This is a genomic window from Anaerovibrio lipolyticus DSM 3074 (assembly GCF_900141865.1).
GTDB classification, from domain to species: Bacteria; Bacillota; Negativicutes; order Selenomonadales; family Selenomonadaceae; genus Anaerovibrio; species Anaerovibrio lipolyticus.
In genome coordinates this window covers 51,105-65,352 of the sequence record NZ_FQYW01000014.1, presented here as the reverse complement: position 1 = coordinate 65,352, position 14,248 = coordinate 51,105, and the positions used below count along the sequence as shown (strand labels likewise).

Below are 14,248 nucleotides of genomic sequence, written 5' to 3'. Positions count from 1 at the left end.
GAGTAATTATATATAATGGCATTTTCTGAGAAATTAATCGAATTAAAAAAGCAGGTGTTGGCTGAAAGTCAGCCTATGTTTGAACGTATTGACTCTATTGCTGAGGCCAATACTTTAAAGGTATTGGATGCTATGCGTGAGTGTCAGGTGGGGGAATCCCATTTCAATACCACATCGGGATACGCATATAGTGATGTTGGCCGTATGAAGGCAGACGAGCTGTTTGCCAAGGTGTTTGGGGCAGAAAGGGCTTTGGTTCGTACCCAGTTTGTATCCGGTACCCACACTTTGGCTACTGTACTTTTTGGTATTCTGCGTCCCGGTGATAAGCTGCTGTCCATTACCGGTGCTCCATACGACACTATGCAGACTGTAATCGGCTATGCTTCTGAGAGCAAGGGCTCCCTAAAGGAATTTGGGATAAAATACGATGAGCTTGATATGGTGGATGGCAAGGTAGATATGGCTGGAATTGAGGGTAAGCTGACACCGGATACCAAGATGGTGCTTATCCAGCGCTCACGTGGCTATTCCATGCGTGATCCATTGAGCATTGATGATATTGAGGCTATTTGTGCTGAGGTGCATCGTATTAAGCCTGAGTGTGTGTGCTTTGTTGATAACTGCTACGGTGAATTCGTGGATACAAGAGAGCCAGTACAGGTGGGCGCAGATATCATGGCGGGCTCCCTTATCAAGAACCCGGGTGGCGGTATTGCCCTTACAGGCGGTTATATCTGTGGTAAGGACGAGCTGGTGGAGCTGGCTTCCTACAGAATGACTTCACCAGGCATGGGTGACGAGCTGGGAGCATCTCTGGCAAATAACCGCATGATATTCCAGGGCTTCTTTATGGCTCCTCATGTGGTGGCCCAGGCCATAAAGGGGGCAGTATTTGCTGCTGGCTTGTTCAGCAAATTGGGATATAAAACTCTGCCATTGCCTACTGATGTGCGTGGAGATATTATTCAGGCTGTACAGCTGGATACTCCTGAAAATCTCATTGCCTTCTGCGGGGGTATTCAGAAGTATTCACCAGTGGATTCCTTTGCCGCTCCTGAGCCATGGGATATGCCAGGCTATGAGGACCAGATTATTATGGCAGCAGGTACCTTCGTACAGGGGGCATCCATAGAGCTTAGTGCTGATGGCCCAATGCGTGCTCCATACAACGTATATATGCAGGGGGGCGTCACCTTCGAGCATGCTGTAATTGGCATTATGGGTGCAGCCCAGGCTATTGAGGACATTGACCGCTGAGGACATATACAATAAGTGAAACTGATTGGCAAATACGTCCCATGCGAAAACAAATAATAAATTTAAAAATTAAATTTTGGACATAAAAATAGAGAGCAGCCTCACGGGTTGCTCTCTTTGCATATAGCGGGTTGAATTTGGATTTACATTTGGCGATAGATGCCGATTACCTTTCCCAAGATGGTTACGTTCTTTTCATAGAAAGGCTCCATGGAGTCATTCTCTGGCTGTAGACGGATGCAATCCTTTTCCTTGAAGAAGCGTTTTACGGTGGCGGCCTCTCCATTTACCAATGCCACCACAATATCACTGTTATTTGCAGTGCTCTGTTGCTTGACCATGATATAGTCGCCATCATATATGCCGGCATTAATCATGCTTTCACCGTCAACCTTCAGCATAAAGGTTTCTGACGTGGTACCTAGGAGGTTCTGTGGGAAAGCAAAGACCTCCTCAATATTTTCTTGCGCCAGAATAGGAGTACCGGCGGTTACTGCACCAACCAACGGAACATTGACAGTACGTTCCCAAGGCTTGTCCTCCAAAAGATCAATTGCACGAGGCTTGGTCGGATCACGGCGAATCAGCCCCGCATCCTCTAATTGATTGAGATATCCGTGTACGGTGGAGGATGATTTAAGTCCAACAGCCTTGCCTATCTCGCGAACAGAAGGCGGATAGCCCTTTGATAAAAGAAATTCCTTGATGTAATTGTAAATTTGGCTCATGCGCTCATCGGCACAGCGTTTACGTCCCATTAGTCACACTCCTTACATAATAGTTTTGTACCTATAGTATATCATATATATGTTCTATTGCAAGTGTTCTGCAAACAAAAGTGCTGATTATTTTATGTTTACATAATAAATGTTTCTCTTTAAATTTTTAAAAATCTTTCCTCGCAGTGAACTAATATCTTATGGTATAATTTTGTCAATGGCACCATTGTCTGATTTTGGGGTGAATTATATGAAGCACATTCCGTATTTATGCGAAGATGTACAGTCATTTTTTAATAAAGTGGATGAATTTTCCAGTCAGCTAGCTGGCATGGGGGAGTATTCCTGTGTGCTGGTTACGATTTATGCCAATATCCATTTAAAGGATAAGGTTCCAGATTTAATTCAAAAGGTACGGGAAGTGTTACCTGAGGCTAAAATCGCCGGTGGAACAGCATCGGCTATGATTACAGCTGGTGTCATTAATTATTATGGCATTTCCTTGACTTTTTCTGTGTTTAAAGAAGGACAGATTGAAGTTTTCCCGGTATTTTGGGATGATGATAAAAGTAAGGAAATCGGTGTGGAAATCTTGGAAAAATTGACCAAGGTGGATAATTTGGCTGCAGTGGAGATGCTCACTGCCGGCTATGCCATTAATACAATGCCTTTCTTCGAGGAAATATCTAAGTTGCCACCAGAGGTAGTATTCTTTGGTGGAGTGGTGGATGATGGTACAACTCCGGCTGGCCAGGGCTTTGTTTTTACTGGTGATGATGTCATCCATAGGGGACATGTAATGGTAGCCTTTAATGGCAAATCCTTAAATGTTCATGTTGGCTATGGTAGTGGCTGGAAGCCATTAGGCAAGACTATGACCGTGACCAGATTGGATAACTATCATACTATTTGTGAAATAGATGATGTGCCTGTCCGGACAATTTATGAGAAATATTTGGGCATTACCAATTGGAATGATGAGTTTTTAAGTGAAGCGGTGGCGTTTCCATTTTCAATTATCAGAAATGGGGCCTTTTTGTCCAGACTGCCAAGACGACTTGATAAGGATGGCAGTGCCAGCTATGGGGCTGATTTCGTTGTAGGTGATATGATTCGTCTGTGCTATGGTGATCCAGCTGTTATTATTCAAGAGGCCCGCAATATCCAGATGGAAATGATCAGATTTAATCCTGAGGGGATATTTGCTGTAAGCTGCTGGGCAAGAAATATTCATCTTCATAAGGATGTTAACCAGGAATTGGAGGCTTGCCGCAAGGGCGTTCCTTCCACGGGGATTTACGCCTCCGGCGAATACATGAGAACCCCAGGGGGAGATATATACCTCAATAACATGTGCCTTTCCATAATCGGCTTCAGGGAGGGCGGCCATGAGGTTATATCCAGTAATGATGAATCAATGCAGCCAATCCGCTTGGAGCATCAAAACAGTGTACTGAGTCACATGATGCATTTTGTACAGGCTGTGTCCAACGAGCTGGAGGAAAGCAACAGACGCCTTTATGATATTGCCAAAATCGATTTTCTCACCAATCTTCTCAATCGTGGCGAGCTGGAATCTGAAATGGCGAATTCTTTATACAGATGTCAATTATCGGGAAATTCAGTTTCAGTAATGATGCTGGATATAGATAATTTCAAGAGCATTAATGATACCCTGGGGCACGATACTGGTGATGAGGTCCTTAAGAGTGTGGCAGATCTCATTAAACAGAATATTCGCTCCACGGACAGGGCAGGCCGTTGGGGTGGCGATGAGTTTATAATTGTCTTTAATAATTGTAATGTGGATGTGGCCGCTAATGTGGCCGAGCGTATCAGAAGTAAAATTATGGGATTGACGTCACAATTTAAGGTGAAGAATGTGACGGTGAGCATCGGTATTACGGCAGCTGCCAAGGATGATACTATTCTATCCCTGTTTCAGCGGGTTGATGCAGCTATGTATAAATCAAAGAATCAGGGCGGCAAGAATTGTGTAACGGTGATTTAAATCAAATAATATTATACGAGAATATTAAAATCCCTGTCAGGGAGGAATGTTAATCCTTCTTGGCAGGGATTTTTGTGTGTTTATTAAATTGATATCAGTTTACTTAATTAGCTTTGTTAAAACATCATCCAGGGCATTTAAGACATTATTGATGTCTTCCTCAGTAACAACCAATGGTGGCTGGAAGGCCATAACGTTTCTCTCAATACCATTCTTGCCGATAATAAAGCCACGGTCCTTCATTTCTTCAAGAACCATATCCAACTCCTCAGGAGCCGGGCTCTTGTCGGCATGGACAAATTCTGCACCACGCATGAGACCCAGGCCACGGATATCACCAATGATAGGGTGCTTCTTCTGAAGCTCAACCAGACCATCATACAGCTGCTGGCCACGCTCCTGGGCATTCTGCATGAGATTATGCTTCTGAATGTAGTTAATAACGCTAAGACCGGCAATGGAGGATACAGGGTTACCACCAAGAGTGGAGGCACCTGGCTTGGTGTAGGTATCTGCAATCTTGGCAGATGCAGTGAAGGCAGAAATTGGAGCACCATTACCAAGGGCTTTGGCCATGGTAATAATATCAGGCACCACATCGAAATTTTCAATGGCAAACATCTTGCCAGTACGGGCAAATCCTGTCTGCACCTCGTCAATAATAAGGAGAGCATTGTACTTTTCAAGGATTTCCTTAACACGCTTAAAGTATCCCTTTGGAGGCGTTACAATACCCGCATTTCCCTGAATAGGCTCAGCAATCATGGCCGCTGGATGGCCACTGGTGGAATATTTTATCAAGTCCTCGACAGCATTGGCACAGGCCAAATCACATTCAGGATATTTTTTCCCCAACGGGCAGCGATAACAATAAGCATTTGGAGCAAAGTGAATACCCCCACATGGATGAGGATCAGTACGCCACATCTGAATACCAGTAACACTCATGGTGAGCTTGGTACGGCCATGGAGGCCGTTTCTTAGACTGATAAACTCGTCGTTGCCTGTATAAATGGAAGCCAATAGCATGGCACCTTCATTGGCCTCGGTTCCAGTGGAGCAGAAAAAGGTTTTCTGCAAGTCACCAGGTGTAACCTCGGCCAGCTTTTCAGCCAGATTAACGAAATTTTCAGTGAGATAAATATTGCAGACATGCTGCAGGGACTGGACCTGCTTTACCACATTTTCGAGAATTTCAGGGTTGCAGTGACCGCAGTTCATAACGGATACACCAGCGAACATATCAAGATATTTGCGTCCCTCGCTGTCGTACAAAAACTGCATATCGCCCTTTACAAACTGACGTGGCTCCTTGTAAAAATGAGCCAGACAAGGCATGATGTATTTCTTCTTCTTTTCCAGAATGGCCTCAGGACCAATAGGCTTTTCCAATGACATTATCAATACCTCCTATAAATTAAAAAATATTTAGGAATTGAAAGCCTTCCCCTATAGGGAAGGTGGGCGCGTAGCGCTCGGATGAGGTCGATTAGAGTGAATCCTGGGACTGGCGGAATCGATATACACCGATACCCAGCTTTCTAGGACCGGACTCCTGCAGCTTCTTGAAGGTTTCTTCATCAAAGGCTGGCTTGCCGGCATCCAGATTATCAAGAGCAGTGCGGTATGCCTTGGTAAGCTCTGCCACCAGCTCTGGCGCATAGTCCTTGGCCTCAATGCGGAATGCAGCTACGCCGTTGAATTTCTCCAGATATGGGTAGTAGCACAAATCCTTGGTAAAGAGAATATGGTTGCGACCAAACTGGTCCATACGAAGTGGATGAACACCGCCTGCAGTATCCTTTAAGGCGTAATGGCGATTTACAAACTCGGGGTTAATCAAATGCTTGTATGGAAGAATCATGGCGGCAAAATTGTGGTCACAGATCATAGACTCGTAGGAGCCGTGAACGATAATCTCAATAGGAAGCTCAGATTGCTCCACAAGATTCTTCACCTGGGCAAAGGAAAGCTCCAGAGAAGCAGTACCCATGGATATGCCGTTCTTCTTCATAAAGCTGGCAGCCTTATGGTTAAAGAGATTGAAGGAAAAGTCCGCCTGTACTTGTAAATCAGTACACTCCTGGGCCAGCTTTAAGGAGCCCAGATTGCTTACCAGCACGCCGGCTGGCTTCAGTTCATTGACTGCCTTTAGATATTGCTCCAGCTCGCCACATTCACGGCACATGGTGGTGCGTGGGGTACCAATAACGATTTTGGCGTTGTATTTCTTACCGATTTCAATGGCCTTTGCCACATTTTTCAGTGACCAAGGCTTCTTTGGCTTGTAGGCTTCACCGGATAAATAAACGATGTCAGCACCATTGGAGCAGGCAGCCTCCACGGAAGCAATATCTGCCACCTGTACGGCCAGCTGACGCTTGCCCTTGTTTTCCTTATTAATTGCTGGCTCAGCCTTTAAAATTTCATCCTGGAAACCAGCCTCTTCTACAGCATCACTGAAGAAACGTGGCTCACGGGAGCCATCAAAGCCGATATCACTGACATCAGGCTGTCCCAAAGCAAAGGTGGTAGTAAAATCACGGGCCCGGTTCTTGTAAAGGTCCTGCCAGCCCTCTTCATCCACCTGATATCCATAAGGATCCTCAATATAGGCATCAATAGCCTTTCTGTAGGTGGCCACAATGCGGCGTACAAAATCAGCTGGGCGCATACGACCTTCAATTTTAAAGGAGAATACACCAGCCTGGATGAGTTCAGGGATGTTTCTGTACATACACATATCCTTGAGAGCCAGCTTGTAGTCGTGCTGATCATCCTTATCAAGAATTTCCCCGGTTTCCTCGTCAATGAGCTTGTATGCCCAACGACAAGGCTTCAGACAACGGCCACGGTTGCCGCTCTGTCCAAAGAGCACTCCGGAATGGATGCACTGACCGCTTTCAGCGATACACATATCACCATGCATGAAATACTCGATTTCCAGCCCTGTTCTTTCCTTGAAAAGGGACATTTCGGAAAGGGTCATTTCACGGCCTACAACGATTCTGGTAATGCCATATTCCTTCAGCTTTTTGATGGCGTGCTCGTTATGGGTATTCATCATAACAGAAGTATGGAAAGGAATGGTAATGCCCATTTCCCTGGCAATTTCCAGCACGGCAAAATCCTGCACCAAAATCGCATCCGGGCGGATTTCATTCAGATAAGCAAGATACTGCTTTAAAGGCTCAATTTCATCATCACTGATAAGGTTGTTAAGAGTGATATAGAGACAAACACCATGGGCATGGGTATATTCAATAGCCTTCTTCAGCATCTCATCGTCAAAGTTTGTTTCCTTATTGCGGTGCATACGCATGTTGAAATGCTTGCCACCGAGATAAACAGCATCGGCACCAGCTTCCACGGCTGCCACCAGGGCATCCCAGTTGCCGGCCGGGGCCAAAAGTTCCACTGATTTACGGTTTAAAATCATCTTGTGCTCTCCTTTATATAAATAACCTTTTTATATAACGCAATATTTTTTGCATACCGATTCATTATATCAATTTTCTTAATAATAATAAAGTTATCATTTTACTGCAGGGGATTTTCATATTGCACATGAATTTAAACTAGACAGCATTTGGCCTTTGTGTTTTAATCATAAAGAAGGAGTGTCTAGTGATGGAACGGATACAAAAACTTATCAGTCGGGCTGGGGCGGCATCCCGTCGTGAGGCTGAGCGGCTGATTAAAGAAGGCAGAGTAAGTCTTAATGGCCAGGTGGTTACAGAGCTGGGCATTCAGGCCGATGAAACTGATGAAATAGCTATAGACGGCGTGGCCATTGGTAAGGAAAAGGCCAAGCTGTATTTTTTATTGAATAAACCAAGGGGATATCTGAGTACCGTAAAGGACGATAGGGGTAGGAAAACAGTGGTGGATTTGTTGGCGGAGGTTCATGAATACATTTACCCTATCGGTCGGCTGGACTACGATACAGAAGGCTTGCTATTGCTGACAAACGATGGTGAGCTGATGAACGGATTGCTTCATCCCCGTTATGAGGTAAAGAAAACCTATCTGGCCAAGGTGAAAGGCATGGTTACACCGGAAAAGCTCCAGAAATTCCGCAGTGGCATCAAGCTGGAGGATGGCATGACAGCCCCTGCAGAGGCAAGGCTGGTGGAATATAATGAGCAGGGAAACTGGTCTAAGGTGAAGGTGGTAATTCACGAGGGCCGCAACCGTCAGGTGAGGCGAATGTTCAGTGCGGTGGGACACGATGTCACGGCTCTAAAGCGTATTGCCTTTGGAGGGCTTACTCTGGAGGGGGTAAGTCGGGGAAAGTATCGCGAGCTGACGGCGGACGAAGTAGCCAAACTGAAGCATATTGCGGGAAAGCAAGGTGCAATTAATGGATAAAATTGTTGTGGTGGGAGCAGGTCCCGCCGGCATGATGGCGGCCATAAAGGCGGCGGAAAACGGTGCCAGTGTGGTTTTGCTGGAAAAAATGAAGCGGGCTGGCAAGAAAATGCTAATAACTGGCAAGGGACGCTGCAACATTACCAATGTGGCAGAGGTTCCAGAGCTGATTAAAAATATCCCTGGCAATGGCAAGTTCTTGAACAGCTGTATTCGTGCCTTTGATAATGAGGATGTGCAATATTTCTTCAATGGCATTGAAGTGCCCACCAAGGTGGAGCGGGGAGGCCGGGTGTTCCCGGTCAGTGACAAGGCCGCCGATGTGGTTGATGCCATGGTACTTCAGCTCCATGAGCTGGGAGTTAAGCTGTACACCGAGGTGAAGGTTTCAGAAATACTGGTACAGGGTAATAAAGCTGTCGGTGTAAAAACTGATGATGGACAAAAATTCGAGGCAGAGGCGGTAATTCTTGCCACAGGTGGTTCATCCTATCCCGGCACTGGCTCTACAGGGGATGGCTATAAAATGGCTGATAAAATCGGCCATAAGGTGGTGACACCCCTTCCAGCCCTGGTTCCTCTGGAGCTGGAGGAGGAATGGGTAAAGGATTTACAGGGCGTGTCACTAAGAAATGTGCGGGTTACTCTTTTTGCCGATGAAAAAAGAATAACGGATATGTTTGGGGAGATGTTGTTTACCCATTTTGGTGTCAGTGGTCCCATAATTCTATCCCTTAGCCGTAAAACTGCCCAGCTGTTGGAGGAGGGCAGCTTTGTGGAGTTGATGATAGATCTGAAACCAGCCCTTTCCTTCGAACAGCTGGATGCCAGAGTTTTAAGGGATTTTGAGAAATACCAGCGAAAGGAAATGAAGAATGCCCTGAAGGATTTACTGCCGGGGAGGTTAATTCCGCCAATCCTTGACGGAGCATATATTGAGCCAGACAGAATGGTGAATTCCATTACCAAGGAGGAGCGTCACCGCCTTATAAATGTATTAAAGGGCTTGCTGGTAACCGTAACCAAAACACGGCCTATTGCGGAGGCTATTGTTACAGCCGGAGGCGTTGATGTAAAGGAAATAAATCCCAAGACCATGGAATCCAAGCTGATAAAAAATCTTTATTTTGCCGGTGAAGTAGTTGATGTGGATGCCTACACCGGGGGCTATAATTTACAGGCGGCTTTTTCTATGGGGGCAGCAGCGGGTAACTGGTCTGTATGGAATGATGAGGAGGAGTAAGCAAGTGGGAAATCGAGTTATAAATAAGTCCTTAAAGGCATTACGGGGCGAGGTTATTATTCCGGGGGACAAGTCCGTTTCCCATAGAAGTGTAATGCTTTCCGCTTTGGGTGATACTCCTGTGCATATTACAAATTTTCTTCCTTCGGCAGACTGCCTGTCTACTGTAGGCGTTATGCGGGCTCTGGGGGCTAAGGTGGATATAATAAGCGATACTGAGCTAATTGTAAAAGGCAATGGCCTTCATGGCTTGCAGGAGCCCACCACTATTCTTGACGCGGGAAATTCCGGTACCACTCTCCGCCTTATGATGGGTATGCTGGCCCCACAAAAATTCGTGTCAGTGTTTACGGGGGACAGTTCCTTGCATAAGCGGCCAATGGGACGGGTTATCAAGCCTTTGAGCCAGATGGGGGCCCATATAGTGGGCAGGGCAAATAATACAAAATTGCCAATTACCATAGTTCCCGTGGAGGGAAAGCTTAAGGGGTATAAATATAATATGCCTGTGGCCAGTGCCCAGGTGAAATCCGCCATGCTCCTGGCGGGACTTTTTGCAGAGGGAGAAACCACCGTGGTGGAGCCATACCCTTCCAGAAATCATACAGAGCTTATGCTGGAGACCTTTGGTGTAAAACTGAAATATGAGGGGAGCAGTATTACCATAACGGCACCTGAAAAGATGGTTGCCCCAAAGGAGCTGGTAGTGCCGGGAGATATTAGCTCGGCTGCTTTTTGGCTGGTGGCAGCATCTATTATTCCTGATAGTGAGCTCCTTTTGAAAAATGTGGGCATCAATGAAACCAGAACTGGTATTATTGATGTGCTAAAGGACATGGGGGCTAATCTTACAATCCAGAACCAACGCAAGAGCGGTGGCGAACTGGTGGCAGATATTTTGGTGAAATATGCTAGGCTTCATGGCACCAGCTTCGGGGCAGATATCATTCCCCGTTTGGTGGATGAAATCCCTATTATTGCTGTGGCAGCCATGTTTGCTGATGGCGATACAATTATTACTGGAGCCGGGGAGCTTCGCGTCAAGGAAACAGATAGACTGGAGGCTATCTGTAACCAGTTTGCCAAGCTGGGAGGCACTATCGAAGGCAAGGAAGACGGTCTGATTATTCACGGTAGCAGTACCCCTAAGATGGCGGAGTGCTTTAGCTATGATGACCACCGTATGGCCATGTGTCTGGCAGTATTGGGTATTGCCGGGGCAGGGGTGGAGATTCAGAATCCGGATTGTGTGGATATTTCCTATCCTGATTTCTATGAAGAGCTGGATAGATTAACAAAATAAAAAATATTAAAGATGAGGTAATGGTAAATGAGAAAATTAGTAGTTGCAATTGATGGCCCTGCAGGAGCAGGCAAGAGCACTGTTGCTCAGATGGCAGCAAAGGAACTTGGATTCACATATATTGATACTGGCGCTATGTACAGAGCTGTGGCCTGGAAGAGCCTTCAGCAGGGTAAGACCGTAACCGATGATCTGATTAATGATGTGGTTAAGGATATTGATATTGTTCTCGATTATAAAGAGGGAAAAACCAAGGTTTTTGTAGATGGCACAGAGGTTACAGCTGCCATCCGTACCCCGGAGGTAACCGGCATCGTTTCCCAGGTGGCTGCCCTTGGACCAGTACGCGAAAGACTCACAGATTTGCAGCGCAAGATGGCTACTCAGGGCTCCGTTATCATGGATGGTCGTGATATTGCCACCAATGTTTTGCCAAATGCAGATATTAAGATTTTCCTTACAGCTTCCATTGAGGAGCGGGCTGACCGCCGTTACAAGGAAATGAAGGCCAAGGGCTATGACGTGGATTTGAAAAAGCTCCAGGAGGAGATTGCTGCCCGTGACAAGGCTGACAGCGAGCGCGAAATTTCCCCATTGGTTCAGGCGGAGGATGCAGAGCTTCTTGATACCAGTGATATGAGCATTGAGGAAGTAGTTAAGGCTATTCTTGACAGATGCAGGTGATTAGATGTTTTACAGTATATTAAAGGTTATATTTCAGATATTATTTGGTATTTTGTTCCGTCCAAAGGTTATGGGCAAGGAAAATGTTCCCATGGAGGGCGGCATGATTATGGCTGCCAACCATCTTAGTAACTGGGATCCCCCAATTGTGGGAACATATATGCCACGGCCAGTTGCCTACATGGCAAAGGAGGAGCTGTTTAAGCCCGCCATTGCCGGGGCAATAATCAGAAGTCTGTATGCTTTCCCTGTAAAGCGTGGTGCCGCTGATAGGGGGGCCATAAAAACTGCTTTGGGGATTTTAAAGCAGGGCCTTTGTCTGGGGGTATTCCCGGAGGGAACCCGCAGTAAGGACGGTAAGACCCACAAGGCTGAATCCGGAGTGGCCCTTTTGGCAGCTATGTCTAAGGTTCCTGTAGTGCCAACGGCCATTATTGGCACAAATAAAATCCTTCAAAACGGAGGCTTTTTGCCACAGCTCCAAATTATTTATGGAGAGCCAATGTATTTTGAAGGAAAACACAATGATAAGGAAGCTTTGGCTGATTTTTCTAAAAAAATTATGGAGAAAATTGATAATTTAATAAAAATGAATAGCCAAGCTTGAAAAATAATGATATACTAGACGGGTATGTTGGACAAATAATAATCATCAGCATACAAGGTGATATGTTATGGAAGTAATCCTTGCAGACAACCTGGGCTTTTGTTATGGCGTAAAGAGAGCTATACAGCTGGCAGAGGATTCAGCGGCTCCCGGTCAGGTGACAAATACACTTGGTCCAATTATCCATAATCCCCAGATGGTTGCAAAGCTTGCGGAAAATGGCGTTGGAACGGTGGATTCCCTTGATGAAGTCAAGGAAGGGACCATTATTATAAGATCTCATGGGGTAGGTCCTAAAGTATATGACCGTGTTGAAGCCATGGGACTTAATATGGTGGATGCCACATGTCCCCATGTCCGTAAGGCCCAGTCATCGGCCAGAATGCTTGCGGATGAAGGGTATCAGGTAGTTATTATTGGTGAAAAGCGCCACCCGGAGGTAAAGAGCATTATCGAATGGGCCGGTGATGGAGCTGTTGCCATTGAGACAGAGGAAGAGGCCGATTCATTACCAAAGTACGGCAAGCTGGGTGTTGTTGCTCAGACAACCTTCTCTGCTCCAAAATTTAAGCTGATTGTTGAACGGCTTTTGGATAAGTCCAGCGACATGAAGATACTGAGAACTATCTGTACAGCTACGGATCAGCGTCAGTCAGCAGCTATGAAGCTGGCAACAGAGGTTGACCTAATGATTGTTATTGGCGGCAAGAACAGCGCCAACACTACAAGGCTTGCACAGCTTTGCAGTGATAAATGCAAAACTTACCACATCGAAACAGCAGAAGAGCTTCGTGACGATTGGTTTGATAAAATTAAAAAAATTGGTATCACAGCTGGTGCTTCTACACCGGACTGGATTATCAAGGAGGTTTATAAAAAGTGTCAGAAGAAATGAATTCAATGGAAGCTTGGTTAGCAGCAGAAGATTCTATGAGGGAGATACATGAGCGCGATTTAGTTAAGGCTACAGTTGTTGCAGTAAATGATAGCGAAGCAATCGTTAACATCCAGGGCAACAAGAACGATGTTCCAATTTCCAAGTTTGAGCTTGCTGAGCCTGCTCCTGAGTCCGCAAAGGACATTGTTAAGGTTGATGATGTTATTGAGGTTCTCGTAGTTGCCAAGGGCGGCGAGAATGGCCTCACTGTTTCCAAGGTTAAGGCTGATCGTCTTGCATCCTGGAAGGAGCTTGATGGCATCGTTGAGAAGGCTGAGCCAATCGAGGCTGAGATTACTCAGGTTGTTAAGGGTGGTTTGGTTGCCCGCGCTCTCGGCGTTCGTGCATTCATCCCAGCATCCCAGATTGAGCTTAATTTTGTTAAGGATCTCTCCAAGTATGTTGGCCAGACTGTAAAGGTTGTTCCAATTGATTTGGATCCAGCTAAGCAGCGTCTGGTTCTCTCCCGTCGTCAGCTTCTTGAGACTGAGCTCAAGTCCTGGCTGGAGAATGTTAAGGAAGGCGATGTAGTTAAGGGTACTGTTAAGAGACTGGTTAACTACGGTGCATTTATCGATATCGGTGGTATCGATGGTCTGGTTCACATTTCCGATCTTTCCTGGAACCGTGTTAAGGATCCAGCAGATGTTCTGGAAGAGGGTCAGGAGCTTGACGTTAAGATTAAGAGCATTGCTGAGACTGAGGATGGCAAGGTTCGTATTTCCCTGAGCGTTAAGGACACCATGCCAGATCCATGGGTAGTTAAGGCTGAGAAGTACAATGCTGGCGATATTATCTCTGGTGAGATCGTTGGCCTGAAGGCTTTTGGTGCATTCATGCGCATTGAGCAGGGTCTCGATGGCCTCATTCCTATGGGTGAGCTTGCTGACAGACGCATCAAGAGCGCTGATGAAGTAGTTGCTATCGGTGACAAGGTTACTGTTAAGATCCTGAACATCGATGTTGACAGAAAGCGTATTTCTCTCAGCATTAAGCAGGCTGGCGAGTCCAACGAGGCTGAGTAATCATATAGATTACGGCCTTGGGCTTTAACTGTATAATGATTATTATTGGGGAGTGATGATTTCATCACTCCCTATTTACAGTTTAATT

Annotated in this window: 12 protein-coding genes; 9 read left to right on the top strand and 3 right to left on the bottom strand. The window is 45.9% G+C overall.

Features of this window, described 5'->3' with window-relative positions; all coding sequences use genetic code 11:
• Positions 1–15: 15 nt before the first annotated feature.
• Positions 16–1,260, top strand: a complete 1,245-nt coding sequence (locus B6K08_RS08830) for a methionine gamma-lyase family protein (protein WP_080325949.1) — start codon at positions 16–18, stop codon at positions 1,258–1,260.
• Between the two features lie 143 nt (positions 1,261–1,403).
• On the opposite strand, the gene lexA is transcribed toward B6K08_RS08830, so the two are convergent.
• Complete coding sequence (lexA, locus tag B6K08_RS08825; RefSeq protein WP_080325948.1) at positions 1,404–2,018, bottom strand: transcriptional repressor LexA; 615 nt, start codon at positions 2,016–2,018, stop codon at positions 1,404–1,406.
• 211 nt (positions 2,019–2,229) lie between these two features.
• On the opposite strand from lexA, the gene B6K08_RS08820 reads away from it, so the two are divergent.
• The gene (locus B6K08_RS08820) at positions 2,230–3,990 is read left to right on the top strand and encodes a sensor domain-containing diguanylate cyclase (protein ID WP_159446747.1); all 1,761 of its coding nucleotides are present in this window, start codon (positions 2,230–2,232) and stop codon (positions 3,988–3,990) included.
• Positions 3,991–4,089: 99 nt separating this feature from the next.
• Here B6K08_RS08820 and B6K08_RS08815 read toward each other — a convergent pair whose 3' ends face one another.
• Together B6K08_RS08815 and B6K08_RS08810 are read right to left on the bottom strand one after the other, a co-directional pair.
• Entirely contained in the window at positions 4,090–5,388 is a 1,299-nt protein-coding gene (locus B6K08_RS08815; RefSeq protein ID WP_080325946.1) for an aspartate aminotransferase family protein, read from the bottom strand.
• 91 nt (positions 5,389–5,479) lie between these two features.
• Positions 5,480–7,429: a peptidase U32 family protein gene (locus B6K08_RS08810; RefSeq protein ID WP_080325945.1), complete on the bottom strand. Its 1,950-nt coding sequence runs from the start codon at positions 7,427–7,429 to the stop codon at positions 5,480–5,482.
• 188 nt (positions 7,430–7,617) lie between these two features.
• Here B6K08_RS08810 and B6K08_RS08805 point away from each other — a divergent pair, with 188 nt between their 5' ends.
• From B6K08_RS08805 to B6K08_RS08775, 7 genes are all read left to right on the top strand, one after another.
• Complete coding sequence (locus B6K08_RS08805) at positions 7,618–8,361, top strand: pseudouridine synthase (RefSeq protein ID WP_275040358.1); 744 nt, start codon at positions 7,618–7,620, stop codon at positions 8,359–8,361.
• Complete coding sequence (locus B6K08_RS08800; RefSeq protein WP_039205696.1) at positions 8,354–9,604, top strand: BaiN/RdsA family NAD(P)/FAD-dependent oxidoreductase; 1,251 nt, start codon at positions 8,354–8,356, stop codon at positions 9,602–9,604. The genes B6K08_RS08805 and B6K08_RS08800 overlap by 8 nt, the downstream gene beginning before the upstream one ends.
• Positions 9,591–10,907: a 3-phosphoshikimate 1-carboxyvinyltransferase gene (gene aroA / locus B6K08_RS08795; RefSeq protein ID WP_143254886.1), complete on the top strand. Its 1,317-nt coding sequence runs from the start codon at positions 9,591–9,593 to the stop codon at positions 10,905–10,907. The genes B6K08_RS08800 and aroA overlap by 14 nt, the downstream gene beginning before the upstream one ends.
• Before the next feature lie 27 nt (positions 10,908–10,934).
• A complete protein-coding gene (cmk, locus tag B6K08_RS08790; protein ID WP_080325944.1) occupies positions 10,935–11,591 on the top strand; it encodes a (d)CMP kinase in 657 nt (218 codons plus the stop codon).
• A 4-nt stretch (positions 11,592–11,595) separates the two neighbouring features.
• Positions 11,596–12,198, top strand: a complete 603-nt coding sequence (locus B6K08_RS08785; RefSeq protein ID WP_027396201.1) for a lysophospholipid acyltransferase family protein — start codon at positions 11,596–11,598, stop codon at positions 12,196–12,198.
• A 67-nt stretch (positions 12,199–12,265) separates the two neighbouring features.
• A complete protein-coding gene (gene ispH, locus B6K08_RS08780; protein WP_080325943.1) occupies positions 12,266–13,093 on the top strand; it encodes a 4-hydroxy-3-methylbut-2-enyl diphosphate reductase in 828 nt (275 codons plus the stop codon).
• Positions 13,078–14,160 carry a 30S ribosomal protein S1 gene (locus B6K08_RS08775; protein WP_407639840.1) on the top strand — a complete coding sequence of 361 codons (1,083 nt, stop codon included), beginning with the start codon at positions 13,078–13,080 and terminating at the stop codon, positions 14,158–14,160. The genes ispH and B6K08_RS08775 overlap by 16 nt, the downstream gene beginning before the upstream one ends.
• Positions 14,161–14,248 lie beyond the last annotated feature (88 nt).

What these genes read in the sequence shown, in the direction of transcription:
- B6K08_RS08830 (WP_080325949.1), top strand. Translation starts at nt 16, where the DNA reads ATGGCATTTTCTGAGAAATTAATCGAATTAAAAAAGCAGGTGTTGGCT.
- lexA (WP_080325948.1), bottom strand. Translation starts at nt 2,018, where the DNA reads ATGGGACGTAAACGCTGTGCCGATGAGCGCATGAGCCAAATTTACAAT.
- B6K08_RS08820 (WP_159446747.1), top strand. Translation starts at nt 2,230, where the DNA reads ATGAAGCACATTCCGTATTTATGCGAAGATGTACAGTCATTTTTTAAT.
- B6K08_RS08815 (WP_080325946.1), bottom strand. Translation starts at nt 5,388, where the DNA reads ATGTCATTGGAAAAGCCTATTGGTCCTGAGGCCATTCTGGAAAAGAAG.
- B6K08_RS08810 (WP_080325945.1), bottom strand. Translation starts at nt 7,429, where the DNA reads ATGATTTTAAACCGTAAATCAGTGGAACTTTTGGCCCCGGCCGGCAAC.
- B6K08_RS08800 (WP_039205696.1), top strand. Translation starts at nt 8,354, where the DNA reads ATGGATAAAATTGTTGTGGTGGGAGCAGGTCCCGCCGGCATGATGGCG.
- aroA (WP_143254886.1), top strand. Translation starts at nt 9,591, where the DNA reads ATGAGGAGGAGTAAGCAAGTGGGAAATCGAGTTATAAATAAGTCCTTA.
- cmk (WP_080325944.1), top strand. Translation starts at nt 10,935, where the DNA reads ATGAGAAAATTAGTAGTTGCAATTGATGGCCCTGCAGGAGCAGGCAAG.
- B6K08_RS08785 (WP_027396201.1), top strand. Translation starts at nt 11,596, where the DNA reads ATGTTTTACAGTATATTAAAGGTTATATTTCAGATATTATTTGGTATT.
- ispH (WP_080325943.1), top strand. Translation starts at nt 12,266, where the DNA reads ATGGAAGTAATCCTTGCAGACAACCTGGGCTTTTGTTATGGCGTAAAG.